Annotated in this window: 18 protein-coding genes and 1 pseudogene; 11 read left to right on the top strand and 8 right to left on the bottom strand. The window is 70.8% G+C overall.

Annotated features, from left to right (window positions below; translation table 11 throughout):
- Positions 1 to 5: 5 nt before the first annotated feature.
- Complete coding sequence (locus ACFZDE_RS37965; RefSeq protein WP_391213570.1) at positions 6 to 1,166, bottom strand: ROK family protein; 1,161 nt, start codon at positions 1,164 to 1,166, stop codon at positions 6 to 8.
- 171 nt (positions 1,167 to 1,337) lie between these two features.
- Between ACFZDE_RS37965 and ACFZDE_RS37960 the strand changes: the two genes are divergently transcribed.
- From ACFZDE_RS37960 to ACFZDE_RS37945, 4 genes are read left to right on the top strand one after another with little or no spacing between them, the layout of a single operon-like run.
- A complete protein-coding gene (locus tag ACFZDE_RS37960; RefSeq protein WP_391002876.1) occupies positions 1,338 to 2,303 on the top strand; it encodes an ABC transporter permease subunit in 966 nt (321 codons plus the stop codon).
- Between the two features lie 16 nt (positions 2,304 to 2,319).
- A complete protein-coding gene (locus ACFZDE_RS37955) occupies positions 2,320 to 3,246 on the top strand; it encodes an ABC transporter permease subunit (RefSeq protein ID WP_391002879.1) in 927 nt (308 codons plus the stop codon).
- A gap of 10 nt (positions 3,247 to 3,256) precedes the next feature.
- Positions 3,257 to 4,606: an extracellular solute-binding protein gene (locus ACFZDE_RS37950; protein ID WP_391213554.1), complete on the top strand. Its 1,350-nt coding sequence runs from the start codon at positions 3,257 to 3,259 to the stop codon at positions 4,604 to 4,606.
- Positions 4,607 to 4,620: 14 nt separating this feature from the next.
- Positions 4,621 to 5,820, top strand: a complete 1,200-nt coding sequence (locus ACFZDE_RS37945; protein ID WP_391213544.1) for a Gfo/Idh/MocA family oxidoreductase — start codon at positions 4,621 to 4,623, stop codon at positions 5,818 to 5,820.
- 34 nt (positions 5,821 to 5,854) lie between these two features.
- Here ACFZDE_RS37945 and ACFZDE_RS37940 read toward each other — a convergent pair whose 3' ends face one another.
- The gene (locus ACFZDE_RS37940) at positions 5,855 to 6,550 is read right to left on the bottom strand and encodes a L,D-transpeptidase family protein (RefSeq protein ID WP_391213534.1); all 696 of its coding nucleotides are present in this window, start codon (positions 6,548 to 6,550) and stop codon (positions 5,855 to 5,857) included.
- Positions 6,551 to 6,802: 252 nt separating this feature from the next.
- On the opposite strand from ACFZDE_RS37940, the gene ACFZDE_RS37935 reads away from it, so the two are divergent.
- From ACFZDE_RS37935 to ACFZDE_RS37920, 4 genes are all read left to right on the top strand, one after another.
- A complete protein-coding gene (locus ACFZDE_RS37935; protein WP_391213523.1) occupies positions 6,803 to 7,936 on the top strand; it encodes a glycosyltransferase in 1,134 nt (377 codons plus the stop codon).
- Between the two features lie 73 nt (positions 7,937 to 8,009).
- Positions 8,010 to 8,183: a hypothetical protein gene (locus ACFZDE_RS37930; RefSeq protein ID WP_190896304.1), complete on the top strand. Its 174-nt coding sequence runs from the start codon at positions 8,010 to 8,012 to the stop codon at positions 8,181 to 8,183.
- A 56-nt stretch (positions 8,184 to 8,239) separates the two neighbouring features.
- Positions 8,240 to 8,863, top strand: coding sequence for a class E sortase (locus tag ACFZDE_RS37925; protein ID WP_391213515.1), 624 nt, complete (start codon positions 8,240 to 8,242; stop codon positions 8,861 to 8,863).
- Positions 8,864 to 8,896: 33 nt separating this feature from the next.
- Complete coding sequence (locus tag ACFZDE_RS37920) at positions 8,897 to 9,616, top strand: TetR/AcrR family transcriptional regulator C-terminal domain-containing protein (RefSeq protein WP_391213507.1); 720 nt, start codon at positions 8,897 to 8,899, stop codon at positions 9,614 to 9,616.
- 21 nt (positions 9,617 to 9,637) lie between these two features.
- On the opposite strand, the gene ACFZDE_RS37915 is transcribed toward ACFZDE_RS37920, so the two are convergent.
- From ACFZDE_RS37915 to ACFZDE_RS37905, 3 genes are all read right to left on the bottom strand, one after another.
- Positions 9,638 to 10,552 (bottom strand): SDR family oxidoreductase, encoded by a 915-nt coding sequence (locus ACFZDE_RS37915; RefSeq protein WP_391213498.1) that lies wholly within the window; start codon positions 10,550 to 10,552, stop codon positions 9,638 to 9,640.
- Between the two features lie 90 nt (positions 10,553 to 10,642).
- A complete protein-coding gene (locus ACFZDE_RS37910; protein ID WP_391213492.1) occupies positions 10,643 to 11,272 on the bottom strand; it encodes an MBL fold metallo-hydrolase in 630 nt (209 codons plus the stop codon).
- On the bottom strand, positions 11,272 to 12,360 hold the full coding sequence (locus tag ACFZDE_RS37905) for an S-(hydroxymethyl)mycothiol dehydrogenase (RefSeq protein ID WP_391213482.1): 1,089 nt from the start codon (positions 12,358 to 12,360) through the stop codon (positions 11,272 to 11,274). Before ACFZDE_RS37905 ends, ACFZDE_RS37910 begins: the two co-directional genes overlap by 1 nt.
- Before the next feature lie 161 nt (positions 12,361 to 12,521).
- On the opposite strand from ACFZDE_RS37905, the gene ACFZDE_RS37900 reads away from it, so the two are divergent.
- The gene (locus ACFZDE_RS37900; protein ID WP_391213472.1) at positions 12,522 to 14,276 is read left to right on the top strand and encodes an ABC transporter transmembrane domain-containing protein; all 1,755 of its coding nucleotides are present in this window, start codon (positions 12,522 to 12,524) and stop codon (positions 14,274 to 14,276) included.
- A gap of 58 nt (positions 14,277 to 14,334) precedes the next feature.
- Here the strand turns inward: ACFZDE_RS37900 and ACFZDE_RS37895 are convergent, their stop codons facing one another.
- Positions 14,335 to 14,622, bottom strand: a complete 288-nt coding sequence (locus tag ACFZDE_RS37895) for a hypothetical protein (protein WP_391002902.1) — start codon at positions 14,620 to 14,622, stop codon at positions 14,335 to 14,337.
- Between the two features lie 172 nt (positions 14,623 to 14,794).
- On the opposite strand from ACFZDE_RS37895, the gene ACFZDE_RS37890 reads away from it, so the two are divergent.
- Positions 14,795 to 15,157, top strand: coding sequence for a nuclear transport factor 2 family protein (locus tag ACFZDE_RS37890; RefSeq protein ID WP_391002904.1), 363 nt, complete (start codon positions 14,795 to 14,797; stop codon positions 15,155 to 15,157).
- 24 nt (positions 15,158 to 15,181) lie between these two features.
- On the opposite strand, the gene ACFZDE_RS37885 is transcribed toward ACFZDE_RS37890, so the two are convergent.
- Both ACFZDE_RS37885 and ACFZDE_RS37880 read right to left on the bottom strand, forming a co-directional pair.
- Entirely contained in the window at positions 15,182 to 16,153 is a 972-nt protein-coding gene (locus ACFZDE_RS37885; RefSeq protein WP_391213842.1) for a CU044_5270 family protein, read from the bottom strand.
- Positions 16,154 to 16,685: 532 nt separating this feature from the next.
- Complete coding sequence (locus ACFZDE_RS37880; protein WP_391002906.1) at positions 16,686 to 17,246, bottom strand: sigma-70 family RNA polymerase sigma factor; 561 nt, start codon at positions 17,244 to 17,246, stop codon at positions 16,686 to 16,688.
- Positions 17,247 to 17,294: 48 nt separating this feature from the next.
- Here ACFZDE_RS37880 and ACFZDE_RS37875 point away from each other — a divergent pair.
- Positions 17,295 to 17,515: pseudogene (locus ACFZDE_RS37875) on the top strand (cytochrome ubiquinol oxidase subunit I); the annotation flags it as partial.

Raw genomic sequence — 17,515 nt, 5'->3', positions numbered from 1 at the left:
GCCGATCACGCTTCGGCCGATCCCAGCACCAGCACCTTGATGGCCAGCACGGCCGCGCCGCGGGCCCAGTCGTGAAAGTCGGACACCTTCGTCTCCAGGCCGACCGGGGCGGCCAGTGGGTGCCGCAGCTCACGCACCGTCTCCTCGACCGTCTTGCCCGCCACGTCCATCAGCCCCACCCCCTCCCCCGCGAGCAGGATCTTCTGCGGCATCACGAAGTTGGAGATCTGCGCGACGAGCGTCCCCAGGGCGCGCGCGGCCTCGTCGACGACCCGGGCGGCCATCGGGTCCCCCGCGGCGGCCAGGGCGAGGATCTCCTCGTAACCGCGGTCGATGCCGGTCGCCGCCCGGATCTGGCAGCGGATGCTGGGGATGGTCAGCAGCGAGACGGCGCTGCCCCGCCTGCCGTCCGGGGTGAGCGGACCGTTGGGGTCGACGATCCAGTGTCTGCCGAAACCGCGGTCCTCCTCCGCGAAGGGCACCCGCTTGCCACCGAGGACGAGCCCGTAGCCGACGCCGGCGCCGATGGTGAGGACGACGAAGCGGTCCAGGCCCCGTCCCGCCCCGAACCAGGTCTCGGCCTCCACCAGCGCGGCGACGTCGTTCTCGACGACCACCGGCAGCCCGGTGCGCTCCTCGACCAGGTCGGCCAGGGGGACGTCCCGCCACAGCAGAAAGGGGGACTCGCCGACCACGGCGCGGTCCTGGACGAACCCGCCGACCCCGATGCCGATCCCGGCGAGGCGGGGGTGCCCCTCGGCCATCTCGGCGGTCATCTCGGCCAGTACGTCCGCGACTTGGGCGGGGTCGTGGGTGGTGAGCGGACGGTCGTGGCGGGCGACGATACGGCTGCGCAGGGTGGTGACGACGCCGTAGACGGTGTCCTCGGTGATCTTGAAGCCGAGGAAGAAGCCCGAGTCGGCGACGACGTCCAGCGGCTGGGAGGGGCGGCCCTGGCGGGTCTCCGCCGGCGCTCCCGCCTCGGGCACCTCGACCAGCAGGCCCGACTCGATCAGGGGCTTGGTCAGCCGGGTGAGGCTGCCGGCCGACAGACCCAGCCTGCGGGCGAGTTCCGTGCGCGACAGCGGGCCGTGGACGAGCACTTCGATCGCCACGGAGCGCTCTCCCGCGCTCAGCGGCAGCCAGCCTGCGGTGCCGTCGATCATGGCGGACCGACTCCCCTCGCCCATTTTTTTCGCTCTGAAATCAACACGACCACTCTAGGTCAATGAAGGTGCGTGCGAAAAGATGTTTGCTCCCCTCTTGACGCGGCAATTGTTTCGCCCCAAAAGTAAGCCCCGCCAGAGGACGAGCCGCCGCAGCGAGGGAGTCTCCCGATGACCATCGCCTCCAGCAGTCCTCCTTCACGTCTGCCCACGGGCGGCGCGGCGGAGGCCCGCAGCAGGACCGGGACCGCGCGGGGGGTGTCCGGCGAGGACCGGGGTGACGGCCGGCTGGCCGCGCTCTTCATCGCGCCGGCCATGATCGGCTTCCTGGTCTTCCTGCTCTGGCCGACGCTCCGGGGCATCTACCTCAGCTTCACCCGCTTCAACCTGCTGACACCGGCCCAGTGGGTGGGCCTGGACAACTACGTCCGCATGGTCAACGACCCCATCTTCTGGGACTCGCTGTGGGTCACCGTCGAGTACGTCTTCATCAACATCGGCGTCCAGACGGTCGCGGCGCTCGCCATCGCCGTCCTGCTCCAGCGGCTGACCCAGTCGGCGCTGCTGCGCGGGATCGTGCTGACGCCGTATCTGATGTCGAACGTCGTCGCCGGTCTGGTCTGGCTGTGGATCCTCGACACCCAGCTCGGCATCGGCAACGAGATCGTCAGCGGCCTCGGCGTGGACCGCATCCCGTTCCTCGCCGACGAGACCTGGGCGATTCCCACGATCGCGCTCATCAATGTGTGGCGGCACGTGGGGTACACCGCCCTGCTGCTCTTCGCCGGTCTGCAGGCCATCCCGAACGAGATGTACGAGGCGGCCCGGGTGGACGGCGCGAGCGAGTGGCGGATGTTCTGGCGGATCACCATGCCGCTGCTGCGGCCGGTGCTCGCGGTCGTGCTGATCATGACGGTGATCGGGTCGTTCCAGGTCTTCGACACCGTCGCCGTGACCACGGCGGGCGGCCCGGCGAACGCGACCAACGTCCTGCAGTACTACATCTACGGCTCCGCCTTCGGGCGCTTCCAGTTCGGCTACGCCTCGGCCATGTCCGTCGCCCTGCTGGTCGTGCTGAGCGCGATCACCGTCCTCCAGTACCGGCTCACCCGGGCCGGCCGGACCGACCTCGGCTGAGAAGGGAGACACCGCCATGGCTGCCGTGACGACCACGACGACCGTACGACCGGTACGACCCGTACGGCGCGGATTCCCCTTCGGGAAAGCCGCCGCCTGGACCGTGATGGGACTGATCGTCCTCATCACCCTGCTGCCGTTCTACTGGATCCTGCGCACCGCGCTGTCCACCAACGCGGGTCTGAGCGCCGACCCGGCCGATCCGCTGCCGGTCGGCCTGACCACCAGCGGATTCGCACGAGCCCTGGGGCTGCAGTCCACCGAGGAGGCCGTCGCACAGGGCGGCGCGGGCGGCGGACTGGACTTCTGGCGCTACCTGCTGAACTCGGTGCTCGTCTCCACCCTGATCACGGGCTGTCAGATCTTCTTCTCCGCGATGGCCGCCTACGCCTTCTCGCGGCTGCGCTGGCGGGGCCGGGACAAGGTCTTCGGACTGTTCCTGGCCGGGATGATGGTGCCGGCCATCTTCACACTGCTGCCGAACTTCGTGCTCATCAAGCAACTGCACCTGATCGACACGCTCCTCGGCATCGCCCTGCCCACCATGTTCATGACGCCGTTCGCGGTGTTCTTCCTGCGCCAGTTCTTCATGAACATCCCCAAGGAGGTCGAGGAGGCCGCGCTGCTCGACGGCGCCGGGAAGATCAAGATCTTCTTCCGGGTGGTCCTGCCGATGGCGTCCACGCCGGTCATCACCCTCGGCGTGCTGACGTACATCACCTCCTGGAACGACTACTTCTGGCCCCTGATGGTCTCCTACAGCGACAGCTCGCGGGTGCTGACCGTGGCGCTGGCGGTCTTCCGGGCGCAGACCCCGCAGACCGGCGTCGACTGGTCCGGGCTCATGGCCGCGACGCTGATCGCCGCGCTGCCGATGCTGGTGCTGTTCGCCTGCTTCGCCCGCCGCATCGTCAGCTCCATCGGCTTCACCGGCATCAAGTAAGGGGCATGTGATGCGAATTCGACTTCGTCCGCTCGTCGCGGCGACCGGAGCCCTGGCGCTGTCCCTGGTCAGCGGGTGCGCGCAGTCAGGTGCCGCCGGATCGTCCGCGAACACGGTCACCTACTGGCTGTGGGACGCCAACCAGCTGCCCGCCTACCAGGCCTGCGCGAAGGGGTTCGAGAAGGAGAACCCGGGGCTGAAGGTGAAAATCACCCAGCTCGGCTGGAGCGACTACTGGACCAAACTCACCGCCGGGTTCATCGCGGGCACCGCGCCCGACGTCTTCACCGACCACATCCAGAACTTCGGCCAGTTCGCCGACCTGAAGGTCCTCGAACCGCTGGACGACCTCGGCATCGAGGACTCCGACTACCAGCCGGGCCTCGCCGCCAACTGGGTGGGCAAGGACGGCCACCGCTACGGCGCCCCGAAGGACTGGGACACCGTCGCGCTGTTCTACAACCGGAAGCTGACCGACGCCGCCGGTCTCACCGCCGAGCAGCTGAACGACCTCTCCTGGAACCCGAAGGACGGCGGCACCTTCGAGAAGGCCATCGCCCACCTCACCGTCGACCGCAACGGCAAGCGGGGCGACGAGCCGGGCTTCGACAAGAACGACGTCAAGGTCTACGGCATGGCCTCGGGCGGCGGCGGGTTCGGCGACGGCCAGACCCAGTGGAGCAACTTCGCCGTCTCCGCCGGGTGGAACTACCTCGACAAGCCGCGCTGGGGCACGAAGTACCAGTACGACAGCAAGACCTTCCAGTCGGTCATCCAGTGGTACTTCGGCCTGGCGAAGAAGGGCTACATGCCTCCGCTGTCCGACTACAACGTCCAGTCCAACCAGGCGAACACGCAGGTCGCCGCGGGCAAGGCGGCCACCGCCTTCGACGGGGCCTGGATGATCTCCACCTACGCGGGCTTCAAGGGCAGGGACATCAGGACCGCCGTGACGCCCACCGGCCCGACCGGCCGGCGCGCCACGATGATGAACGGCCTCGCCGACTCCATCACCAAGACCTCCAAGAACAAGGAGGGGGCCCGCAAATGGGTCGCCTACCTGGCCTCCGACCGCTGCCAGACCGTCGTCGGCCGGTCCGGGGTCGTCTTCCCCGCCACCCCCGCCGGGACCGAGGCGGCCGTCGCCGCGTACCGGAAGAAGGGCATCGACGTCTCGGCATTCACCGAGCCCGTGGCCGACAAGAAGCGCTTCCGGACCTTCTCCTTTCCGATCGCCAGCTACTCGGCGGACATGACGGCCCTGATGGCGCCCGCGATGGAGGACATCTACGGCAACGGCAAGCCGGTGAGCAGCCTCAACGAGACCAACGACCAGATCAACCTCATCCTCTCCCAGTGAAGGACACGCGCTCCATGACCTTCTCCATCGGCATCGTCGGCGCCGGGCAGTTCTCGGGCCAGTTCGCCACCCTGTTCCAGGCCCACCCCGGCGTCGGCGACGTCTACGTCACCGACCTGCTGCCCGAGCGGGCCGAGCAGCTCGCCACCACCCAGGGTCTCGCGGGCACCTTCCCGTCCTACCAGGCCATGCTGGAGTCGGAGGAGGTCGACGCCGTCGCGATCTTCACCCAGCGCTGGACGCACGGGCCGCTGGTGCTCCAGGGCCTGAACGCCGGCAAGCACGTGTACTCCGCCGTCCCCATGGCCATCAGCACGGAGGAGATCGCGGCGATCATCGACGCGGTCAAGGCCACCGGACTGACCTACATGATGGGCGAGACCAGCGAGTACAACCCGGCCACGGTCCACGCCCGCAACCAGATCGCCGAGGGCGCCTTCGGGCGGCTGTTCTACGCCGAGGGCGACTACGTCCACGACATGGACCTGGGGTTCTACGAGGCCTACCAGTACAGCGGCGGTGAGAACTGGAAGGCCACCGCCAGCTATCCCCCGCTGCTGTACCCGACGCACGCGATCGGCGGGGTGCTGGGCGCCTGGCGGACCCACGCGGTGAGCGTGTCGGCGATCGGTGTCGTCGACGACCGGGGCGACGGCGTCTTCGACCAGGACGTCAGCCAGTTCGGCAACGACGTCTCCAACGCCACCGCACTGTTCGAGGTGGCGGGCGGCGGCTCGTTCCGTACGAACGAGTTCCGGCGGGTCGGCTACCCCTCGCACATACGGGAGTCGCGGTTCCGCTTCTTCGGCACCGAGGCGAGCATGGAGCAGCTCGCCACGGTCGCCCTCTGGCAGGACAAGAAGGGGGTGCGGGACATCAGCGAACTGCTGGAGCCCAAGCCCACCATGGCGCCCGACGACCCCTCGCTCCAGCACATCGCGCCGGAGCTGCGCGCCGCCTTCACCTCCGGGTCGGCGCCCGTGCACGACCGCGCGCGACTGCCGAGGGAGTTCGACCATCTGCACAACGGCCACGAGGGCAGCCACCACTTCCTGGTGGACGACTTCGTGACCGCCGTCAACTCCCGCACACTGCCGTCGGTGAACGCGTGGGTGGCCGCCCGCTACACCCTGCCGGGCATCGTCGCGCACGAGTCGGCGCGGCAGGGCGGGGTCAGGCTGGAGATCCCGGACTTCGGGGACGCGCCCCGGTAGGGGTCACCGCCGGACGCGAGCCGGGTGCCTGGTCTCAGGTGCCCGGCTTGCGGCCGTAGACGTAGACGTCGTCGTTCTTCTTCAGCAGCGACCAGTACTTCTTGGCGTCGGTCTTGGTCATGTTGACGCAGCCGTGCGAGCCCGGCGGGTTCCACATGCTGACGCCGACCGAGTGGAAGGCCTGGCCGCCGTCGAAGAACTGGGCGTAGGGCATCGGCACGTCGTAGATGGACGAGACGTGGTCGATGTTGCGCCAGTAGATCTTCTTCAGGCCGGTGCGGGTCTCGTACCCGTTGCGGCCGGTGCGGACCGGGACGGGGCCGTAGACCAGCTTCTTGCCGTCCTGGATCCAGCTGAGCTGGAGCGTCAGGTTCACACAGGCGATCCGGCCCTTGTTCACCGGGCACTTGCCGTCCTTGTTCGGGGTCTTCCCGACGGCCTTCTGCTTCTGCATCAGATCCATCACGCCCCAGGTGACGGGTCCGGCGTAGCCGATGTTCGGGGAGATGCCGTGCTTGGTCTGGAAGGCCTTGATGGCCTTGCAGTCGGCGGCGGACTGCTTGCCGTCGACCGGACGGCCGAGGAACTTCTCCACCTTCTTCTGGTACGGGCCGGCCTGCGTGCTGCAGCTCGCCGCCTGGGCCGGGGCGGCCCCGAGCGCGAGCGTGAGCGGTGCCACCAGACCGGTGATCCCCAGTGCGACGGCGCTCCGTCTGCGTACGTCCCCCATGGCTGGTCCTGCCCTTTCGCGAAAGCGGTTCGGTGATGTCTGCCAGCTAGACGGACGGGGACCGGTTCCGGTTGTGCGATCGGCCGCGCCGGGACGGAACAGTGACATTCCTCATGGAGCGGCGCAGGACCGTGCGAAGCAGTGGACAGGTGAAACCTATGCCGTAAGTTGCACATATAGGTTTACAACGTAAGATTACAGACATGCGGTAGCAATTCATCCAGTCGTTCATCCAGTCGCACGGAGCACGTGATGATCGAGACGCTCTCACCGACAGCAGCGGATCTCCGTCCGCTGTGTGACCCGGCGGCCGTGGCCGCCCCGGCGGCGCCCCGGGTGATCGTGCTCGTGCCCGCCTACCGGGAGGTGGACTCGCTCCCTCACGTGCTGGAAGCCCTGCGGGGGCAGAAGCGTCCCGCGGACCGGGTCGTCGTGACGCTCGATCCGCACCCGGACAGCGCCCGCACGGCGGAGCTGGAGCGGATCGCCCACGCGGCCGGGGCCGAGGTCCGGCACTCGGTCGGCAACCGGTACAAGAAGGCCGGCAATCTGAACGGGGCACTGGACGCACTGCTGCCGGAGGTCTCCGACCAGGACGCGATCCTCGTCCAGGACGCCGACACCTATCTGGACCCCCACTTCATCGAGGTCACCCTCAGGAAGATGGGCCAGGGGTACGGCGCCGTGGGCGGCAACTTCCGCGGGCGCTCCGGCGGCAGACTGTGCGGGGCGTTCCAGCGCAACGAGTTCGCCCGGTACGCCCGGGACACCGCGCGCAAGCGGGGCAAGGTGCTGTGCCTGACCGGCACCGCGTGCCTCTTCCGGGCCGAAGCCCTCAGGGACGTCCTTAGGGCGCGGGCCTCGGGGCGGCTGCCCGCGGCCGACGGCGTCTACGACACGAAGGCGCTGACCGAGGACAACGAACTCACGCTCGCCCTGAAGCATCTCGGACACCGCATCGTCGCCCCGACCCGCGCCACCATGACCACGGAGGTCATGGAGACCTGGCGCGCCCTGGCCAAGCAGCGGCTGCGCTGGAAGCGCGGAGCGCTGGAGAACCTGATCGACTACGGCCTCACCCGCTACACGACGGAGGGCTGGGCCCGCCAGCTCGTGGCCTTCCTCGGGGCGTCCGTGTCGACGGCCTACGTCGCGTCCGTCATCTGGTTCCTCGCCGTCGGCGCGGGGCTGCGGATCGCCCCGTTCTGGATCGCGTTCACGGCGTTCTACGCCATCGAGCGGGCGATCACCGTGAAAGCGCGTGGCTGGCGTGTGTCGGTCGCCTCGATGCTGGTCCTTCCGGAGTGGTTCTACGACCTGTTCCTCCAGGGCGTCCACCTCCGCGCGCTCGCGGACACGGCCCTGCGAAGGGATCGCACCTGGTGACATCCGAACGACGCGCCCGAGGAGGCGCACGAGAACTCGACCGACGACATTCACGCGGAGAAAGGAATGGATCATGGCGAACTATGTAGGTGCCGGCACCACCGCCGGTGGAACCACCGGGGCAGGCCTGCTGCCTGTCACCGGAGGCCCGGGAAGTGTCTGGTTCTGGATCGTCGTCTTCGTTCTGGTCTCGGCGGGCTGCGCCGCACTGCGGCTGATCCCGCGCAAGATCGAGGACGACGCCTGACGAGGTCGCCGAGGCGGGGCCACTGACGTGGCCCCACCGCACCGCGGGAGGTCGGAATGCGCAGGGTGATGATCCTTCTGGGCGTCGGCCTGATCCTCACCGGCCTGACCCTGGGCGGCCTGAGAATCCTCAACGACCGGCAGGCGGACGACGCCTACGCGCAGTCACAGCGGTCGCTGCGTGATGAGCTGCGGCAGTCGGCCGCACCACCGCAGAACGCGCGCCAGGAGAAGCCCGGTCCACGCACCGAAGACGCCTTCGCCGTACTGCGCGTTCCGCGGTTCGGCCGGGACTTCGCCCCGGTGATCGTCGAGGGCGTGTCGCAGGCGGCCCTCGCGAAGGGCCCCGGGCACTTCCCCGGGACGGCGCTGCCGGGCGAGCCTGGCAACTTCGCGGTGGCCGGTCATCGCACGGGGTGGGGACAGCCCTTCCACAGGCTTCCGGAGCTGAGGAAGGGCGACACGATCGACATCGAGTGGAAGCGGACCACCTACACCTACCGGGTCACCCACAGCAAGGTCGTGGAGCCCTCCGACGTCGGTGTCCTCCTTCCCGTCCCCGGCAAACCGGGGGCCCGGCCCGACAAGGCCCGGATCACCCTCATCACCTGCACGGACCGCGGCTGGGACGGCACCTACGTGCACCGGTTCGTGGTGTGGGGCGAGCTCGACAGGCCATGACGGCCACGGACATCTGCGCGGAGGAGGCGGGTGATGGTGAACGGCGCGGGGCCGGGCGCCGACGAGGACGGACGCCACGGCAGGCTCAGTCGCGAGCGGGTCCTCGCCGCGGCCCTGGACCTGGTCGATCGCGAAGGCCTCGCCGCCCTGACCATGCGCCGGCTGGGCGCCGAGCTCGGTGTGGAGGCCATGTCCCTGTACCGCTACGCGCCGGGCAAGACCGCGTTGCTGGACGGCGTGGTGGAGGCCCTGTTCCTGCAACTGGAGGAGCGGCTGGCCCTGGCACCCGCCCCGGAGGCGGCCGCCGCCGGGAGCGCCGAGTGGCGGGCCGCACTGCACCGCATCGCCCGGATCACCTACCAGGTCTGTCTCGACCATCCGGAGGGAGCCCCGTTGATCTTCACTCGCTTCACCGAGGTACCGCTGGCGCGCAGGGCGCCGGCGGTCCTCCGCGATCATGAGCGGGTACTCGGCGTCCTGTGGGACGCCGGTTTCGACGAGCGGCGTTCCGCCCCGGCGCTGCGCGCCTTCACCGCGTGGGTCCTGGGCTATGTGTCCGTGGAGTTGCGGGCCGTGGTCGACAACCCCAGGGAGCCGGACCCCGCGTTCCGGCTCGGGCTGTACCGCATGCCGGCGGAGGAGCTGCCGAGGCTGCGGGCGACCGCACCCGCCCTGGCCGGGCGGGGCGGTCCGGAAGGGCTGGCGGCGGGTCTCGACGCGCTGCTGGACCGCTTCGTCGAGAGGGGTCTGTGAGGCAGACCGGGCCCGTTCGCGTCACCGGTAGCCGGTGACGTCCGCGGGCTTCCCCGCGTCCTGCACCTCGACGAGGTAGCGCCAGGCGTCGGGACGGCTGCCGTCGAGGTCGGTGAAGCCGTACACCTGGGCGAGTCCGCCGCTGGACAGCGACTGTCCGTTCCAGCGCGCCACGTCCGGGTCGGCGGCGAGTGCGGCCACGGCCCGGCCCACGTAGTGCGGGGTCTCCGAGATGGCGAAGTGCGGGACGCGTTCCAGGGCGTCGCGCCAGTTCTCCTCCCGTACTCCGTAGGTGTCCAGCATCAGCTCCGAGCGGAGCCAGCCGGGGGTGAGGGCGACGGCGGTGGCGCCGCGCGGGCCGAGTTCGTGGCCGAGGGCGAAGGCCATGCGCAGCACGGAGGCCTTGGCGAGGTCGTAGAAGAAGTTGACGCGGTAGTTGTCGGCGTTGTAGTCGGCCGTGCCGTCGGTGACCTCGACGACCAGGCCGCCGGGGTTGCGCAGCAACAGGGGCAGGGCGTGGTGGCTGGTGACGGCGTGCGTCTCGACGGCGAGCCGGAGCAGGCGCAGGCCGTTGTCGAGGTCGTGCTCCCAGAGCGTGGAGTCCCACTCGAAGAGCTTCTCGCCGCCCCAGATGTCGTTGACGAGGACGTCGAGGCGGCCCTGCTCGTCCGCGATCCGGTCCACGAGCGCCTTGACCTGCGCCCGGTCGAGGTGGTCGGTGGGGACGGCGATGCCCTTGCCGCCGGCGGCGGTGACCAGGTCGGCGGTGTCCTCGATGGTCTCGGGCCGGTCGTACTCCGAGCGGCGGGCGCGGGTGCTGCGGCCGGTGACGTAGACGGTGGCGCCGGCCGCGCCGAGTTCCACGGCGATCCCCCGCCCGGCGCCCCGGGGCGCCCCGGCGACCAGTGCGACCTTGTCCTGCAACGGAGCTGACATGTCCGACCTCCCGTGACCGTGGCTGCTTGTCGCCTCCAGCGTCGCGGGTAAGCCGGACATCTTCTGTCGCCTTTTACCGGCGACACGCGATCAGTGCCCCCGGGCGATCCATTCCTGGAGCTGCGGGGCCTCCGCGCCGATGGTCGTGGAGTCGCCGTGGCCGGTGCGGACCGTCGTCTCGGGCGGCAGGGTCAGCAGCCGGTCGCGGATCGAGTCGATGATCGTCGGGAAGTGCGAGAAGGACCGGCCGGTGGCGCCGGGGCCGCCCTGGAAGAGGGTGTCGCCGGTGAAGACGGTGCCAAGTCCCGGGTCGTAGAGGCAGACCGCGCCGGGCGCGTGCCCCGGGGTGTGCAGGACCCTGAGGTCGGCGCCGCCGGCCTCGATCGTCTGGCCGTCGACCAGCCAGGCGTCCGGCTCGCGGTCGGGGTGGGTCTGCTTCCACAGCGGCAGGTCGTCACGGTGCAGCCAGATGGTGGCGCCGGTGCGCTCGGCGAGCGCGGGGGCGGCGTCGATGTGGTCGTTGTGGGCGTGCGTGCACACGATGGCGGTGAGCCGCCGGTCGCCGACGGCCTCGGCGATGGCGTCGGCGTCGTGGGCGGCGTCGATGACGATCGCCTCGTGGTCGTCGCCGACGATCCACACGTTGTTGTCGACGTCCCAGGTGCCGCCGTCGAGGCTGAACTGCCCCGAGGTGACGAGGTGTTCGATGCGCGTCGTCATCACAGCACCACCACCGAGCGCAGCACGTCACCGTGGTGCATCCGCTCGAACGCCTTCTCCACCTCGTCCAGCTGGATCGTCTCGGTGACGAACGCGCCGAGGTCCAGGCGCCCCTGCAGATGCAGGTCGATCAGCATGGGGAAGTCACGGGAGGGCAGGCAGTCGCCGTACCAGGACGACTTCAGGGAGCCGCCGCGGCCGAAGACGTCGAGCAGCGGCAGTTCGAGCTTCATCTCGGGCGTGGGAACGCCGACGAGGACGACCGTGCCCGCGAGGTCACGGGCGTAGAAGGCCTGCTGGTAGGTCTCGGGGCGGCCGACGGCCTCGATGACGACGTCGGCGCCGAAGCCGCCGGTGAGTTCGCGGATCGCCTCGACCGGGTCGTTCTCGCGCGAATTCACGGTGTGGGTGGCGCCCATGGAGCGGGCGGTCTCCAGTTTGCGGTCGTCGATGTCGACGGCGATGATCGTCGCCGCTCCGGCCAGCCGCGATCCGGCGATGGCCGCGTCGCCGACCCCGCCGCAGCCGATGACCGCGACCGAGTCACCCCGGCCGACGTGCCCGGTGTTGATCGCGGCGCCGATGCCGGCCATCACACCGCAGCCCAGCAGCCCGGCCACCTGCGGGGCCACGCGCGGGTCGACCTTGGTGCACTGCCCGGCCGCGACCAGGGTCTTCTCCGCGAAGGCGCCGATGCCGAGGGCCGGGGACAGCTCCTGGCCGGTGGCGGCGAGGGTCATCTTCTGCTGTGCGTTGTGGGTGTCGAAGCAGTACCAGGGCCGCCCGCGCAGACAGGCCCGGCACTTCCCGCACACCGCGCGCCAGTTGAGGATCACGAAGTCACCGGGCTCGACGTCGGTGACGCCGGGGCCGACCGCCTCGACCACGCCGGCTGCCTCGTGGCCGAGCAGGAACGGGAACTCGTCGTTGATGCCGCCCTGCTTGTAGTGCAGGTCGGTGTGGCACACCCCGCAGGCCTGCACCTGCACCACGGCCTCGCCCGGGCCGGGGTCGGGCACCACGACCGTCTCGATCCGCACCGGCTCGTCCTTGCCGGGGGCGATCACGCCGCGTACTTCCTGGGCCATGCTGCTGACTCCTTCGTCGGCCGGGGTCTCTTCCCTTCCGACCCTACGCGCGACTGATCGGTAAGGGGCCGGATCGGCCGTCCCGTTTCGTGTGAAAAGGGCAGGCCGCGCGGCTCGGCGGCGACGTAGCCTGAACGCTCCGCCGACGCCTAGGGAGCGCCGTGAGCATCGCAGAGACCGAGACCGCCGCACCCGCGTGGCGACAGCTCCTCGGATACGTACGGCCGCACCGCTGGTCCCTGTTGGTTGGTGCGCTGCTCTCGCTGGTCACCGGGGCGACCGGGCTGCTGCTGCCGCTGGTGGCGCGGGGCCTGATCGACGACCTCTCGCACGACCGGGCCATCACCGGCGCGCTGCTGGCGATGTCGGCCCTGGTCGTGGCCAACGCGGCGGTGGGCGCGCTGGGTTCGTACGTGCTGACCCGCACCGCCGAGTCGGTGGTGCTCGGCGCGCGGCGGGCCCTGTCGTCGTATCTGCTGCGGCTGCGGATCACGGCGGTGGACCGCAGTGAACCGGGGGATCTGATGGCCCGCATCACCTCCGACACCACCCTGCTGCGCGCGGTCACCACCGATTCTCTGGTGGGGCTGGGCACGGGCGGGCTCACGCTCCTGGCGACGGTGGCGATGATGGGCCTGGTGGACGCCGTGCTGCTGGGCGTCACCCTGGCCGTGATCCTGGGCGCGGGCGTGGTCCTCGGGGTGATCGTGCCGCGCATCAACCAGGCGAGCCGGCAGGCGCAGGACGCGGTCGGGGTCATGGGGGCCTCGCTGGAGCGGATCCTCGGCGCCCTGCGCACGGTGAAGGCGTCCGGCGCGGAGCACCGGGAGGAGCGGACGCTGCACGAGGCGGCGCAGGAGTCGTGGCGGCAGAGCGTGCGGGCCGCCAAGTGGTCGGCCGCCGCGGGCAACACGGCGGGGCTCGCCATGCAGATCGCCTTCATCACGGTGCTCGCCGTGGGCGGCGCACGCGTCGCGACCGGCGCGGTGGACGTGGGCACACTGGTGGCGTTCCTGCTGTACGTCTTCTATCTGATGTCGCCGATACAGCAGGTCGTCGGCGCCATCACCCAGTACCAGACCGGCGCCGCGGCCCTCACCCGCATCGAGGAGGCCCTGCGCCTGCCCGCCGAACCGGCCGCCGGAGCCGCCCCGCTGCCCTCCCCGGGCGCCGAGCCCGCGGCCCTCGCCTTCGACGACGTCCGCTTCCGCTACGCCGACGATCTGCCGCCCGTCCACCACGGAGTGACCTTCACCGTGCCCGCGCGGGGCATGACGGCGTTCGTCGGCCCGTCCGGCGCCGGCAAGACCACCGTCTTCTCGCTGATCGAGCGGTTCTACGACCCCGAGTCCGGAGTGATCACCCTGGACGGGCGGGACCTGAACGACTGGGAGCTGCCCAGGCTGCGCGCCGCGATCGGCTATGTGGAGCAGGACGCGCCGGTCCTGTCGGGCTCCCTGCGGGACAACCTGCTGCTGGGCAATCCGGAGGCGGACGAGGACGCCCTCGCGCGGGTGCTCAAGACGACCCGGCTCGACGGTCTGGTCTCCCGGCTGCCCGGCGGCCTGGACACCCTCGTGGGGCACCGCGGCACCAAGCTGTCCGGCGGTGAGCGCCAGCGCGTCGCCATCGCCCGCGCGCTGCTGCGCCGCCCCCGGCTGCTGCTGCTCGACGAGGCGACCTCGCAGCTGGACGCGGTGAACGAGGCGGCGCTGCGCGACACCGTCGCGGACGTGGCCCGCACGACCACGGTCCTGGTCGTGGCGCACCGACTGTCGACGGTGACGATGGCCGACCGGATCGTGGTGATGGACGCGGGCCGGGTCCGGGCGGTCGGCACGCACCGTGAGCTCGTGACGGCCGATCCGCTCTACGCGGAGCTGGCGGCGACGCAGTTCCTGGCCACCGCGGACTGACGTGCGCGCACGTGTGAGGGCCGCCCGGCTCCGGGCGGCCCTCACACGTGCGCCGCGGTCAGCGGACGTTCGGAACGAAGCCGAAGAGCGGGGAGACCAGACCGACGACCTGGTTCAGCTGGTCGAGGTCGTTGAGGCGGTTTAGCCCGGCCAGCTGCGAGGAGGGCCGCGGCATCGCGTCCTTGTGCGCGGCGGGGATGTCGCTCACGGCCAGCGAGTCGAGCGTGGCCATCGGGCTGAGCGGGCTCTTCGCTTCCGCGTCGGCCGCGTTCGCCATCGGCGCGGCGAGGCCGGTGACCCCAGCGGCGAGACCAACGGCGGCGACGATACGTCGTGTTGAGATCATGCCTGGCGCAACGCGCACGGGTCCCCGGCGGACACGGGCGGGCGGCGCCGCTCACCCGTCAGGCCCAGTGTCGCGGTTGCGCTTGCCGAGCCCGCCCGGCGGGAGGACGCTCGACAGGAGAGGCCTTTCGCGGCCCGCGTCCGCCGGCCGCGGCCCTTCGAAGGAGGTCATCATGGGAACCGCGGCAGACCCCGCCTTCGACCGGGACATCCTGCGCCAAGGCGTGGAAGGGGATCCGGACATCCTGCTCTCCCTGTACACCGAGGATGCGGAGCTGCGCATCGTCGACCGCACGACACAGCCCAGCCATCCCAAGGTCCTGCACGGCCGGGAGGAGATCGGCCGGATGCTGGAGGACGTCTACAGCCGCGACATGTCGCACAAGCTGGAGCACTGTGTCATCCAGGGCGACGAGGCCGCCTTCAGCGAGAGCTGCCAGTACGCGGACGGGGTGCGCGTGCTGTCCGAGTCCATGATCGGGTTGCGCGACGGGAAGATCGCCGAGCAGACCCTGGTCCAGGCCTGGGACGAGTAGCGGGAGCGTCGGGGCTCGGGATGCTCAGCGCATCCAGGCGCTGTACGACATGACGTCGCCCTTCTCGACGCCGAACTCGGGCTCCGGGCGCGTGAGGGTGCTCTCCAGTCCGAGTACGGCGCCGGTGGCCGGGTCCATGATCAGCATGCGGCGGACGCCGCGGCTGTCGTTCACATAGGCCTGGCCGCTCCGGCCCAGCCGGTCGGTCACCCGGCCGACCGGCCGCAGGTCCTCGGCGCCGGCCAGGAGCCGGGCGAGCGCCGCGCTCTCGCGTGCGCCGAGGGTCCAGTTGTCGAGCAGTGTCGCCGTGGCGTCGAGCAGCTCGGGCGTGGTCAGCGGGGTGTCGGTGTACTGAGCCTCCGTCAGGTAGGCGCGCAGCCGGGCGGGGTCGCGGGGCGGGGGCGACATGGGCGGGGCGTCGCTCCAGCTGGGCGGATAGATCCGGTCGAGGAGGACGTGGCCGTCGTCGACGAGGTGCGGATCGCCGCCCTCGTCCGAGAGGACCGGGCGGCCCGGGTACCTGGGATCGGTGGCCACGACGAGTTCGGTGTGACTGTCGTCGGCCCGCCAGCGCACGATGCGCTCTTCGGGCAGGGTGATCGGAGGCTTGTCGTCGGACATGCCAAGACTCCATGACCGCACGTGCGTGCCCTTGCGCAGACGGGGCGCGTCGTCGGCCCCGGCCAGGGCGGTCGCCAGCTCGGCCATGCGGTGCAGGGGGACGGGGGTGGAGTCGGTCTCGACCGCCAGGGGGCGGGGCGCGGCGACCGCGGGCGGGGTGCTCGGGCCGCTCAGCACGAGGGTGAGGGTCAGGGCGCCGACGACGGCGGTGCCGACCAGCCCCCAGGCCAGCCGGAGCCGACCAGGCCCCGGGCGCACCAGGCCGCGTGGATGACCGGGCAGCAGATCCCGTCGGCCCCACGGACGGCCGGGAAGCCGGCCCTCGGGGGTCGGACGGTCGGAGAGCCGGTCCCCGGGACCCGGACGGCCGGGCAGCCGCCCCTCGGGAGTCGGGCGGCCGGGAAGCCGGTCCCCAGGGTCCGGACGGCCGGGAAGCTGACCCTCCAGGTCCGGACGGCCAGGCAACCGGTCGCCGGGGCCCGGACGGCCAGGGAGCTGGCCCTGCGGGTCCGGACGGCCAGGCAACCGCCCCTCGGGACCCGGACGGCCGGGAAGCCGGTCCCCGAGGTCCGGACGGCCAGGGAGCTGACCCTCCGGGTCCGGACGACCGGGAAGCCGGTCCCCGGGGCCCGGACGGCCAGGGAGCTGGTCCTCGGGGTCCGGACGGCCGGGGAGTTGGCCCTCGGGGTCCGGACGGCCGTTTCGGCGGTGGCGTTGACGAGTCGGGAGCAGGCCCCATCGGAGCCGTGAGCGGCCCGGCCGGCTCACCAGGTGGCCGGGCTGCCCGTCCCCCGGGTCGCGCAGCAGTCGGGCGAGTCGGCGCTCGGCGTTGTGGTCCAGGGGGCCGTCGCCGAAGTGGGGGCCGTTGGGAGGCACGGGATCGGCGCTGCGCAGCAGTTCGAGTTCGTCAGCCATGGCCGTGTTCCTTCGGGGCGGTCATGCGGGAGTGCTCGGTGATCGGGGGCTCGGGGCGCATGCGGTCGATCTCGGCTCTGAGTCGGCGCCGGGCCCGGTGCAGCCGCATGGACGCGGCCCGGTGGCCGCAGCCGAGGGCGACGGCGACCTCGTCGATGCCGAGTTGCTCCCAGGCCGTCAGCCGGAGCACCTCCTGGTCGGCTGCGGAGAGCCGGGCCAGTGCCTCGTGCACCCAGCCGCCGGGCGTGTCGGCGTCGGGGCCCGCCGCGATGTGCCGTCCGTGCGCGGTGTCGTCGTTGCCGAGCCGGTGGACGAGACGACGGCGGCGGCCGTGGCCGCGTACCGCGTTGGCCAGGCAGTTGCGCGCCACGCCGTACAGCCAGGGCAGCGCGGCGGGCGGGAGGTCGGCCCGGCGCCGCCAGGCGACCGTGAACACCTCCGCCACCACTTCCTCCACGTCGTCGGCCCGCCCGTCCAGTCGCCGGGCGACATAACGGCTGACCGCCCAGTAGTGCTCGCGGTAGGCAGCGGCGAAGATCTCGTCGTTGCTCATGTTCCGTTCTTGTCCGGCACCTTCTCGATCGTCACAGCCGTTTTCGTGATGCTCGTCGCGTCGGTGAAGTGTGACGTCCGGGCCGGGCACGGACACAGGCGGGGCATGAGGCACCTCAAGTGGCTGACGACCACGGATCACAAGACGATCGGCACGCTGTACCTGGTGACAGCGTTCGCGTTCTTCGTCATCGGTGGCGTGATGGCGCTGTTCATGCGCGCCGAGCTGGCCCGTCCGGGTCTGCAGATCATGTCGAACGAGCAGTTCAA

It is taken from the genome of Streptomyces sp. NPDC007929 (genome assembly GCF_042959065.1).
In the GTDB taxonomy this organism is placed as follows: Bacteria; Actinomycetota; Actinomycetes; order Streptomycetales; family Streptomycetaceae; genus Streptomyces.
The sequence above is the reverse complement of the archived record's forward strand: the minus strand, read 5'-3'. Positions and strand labels throughout refer to the sequence as shown.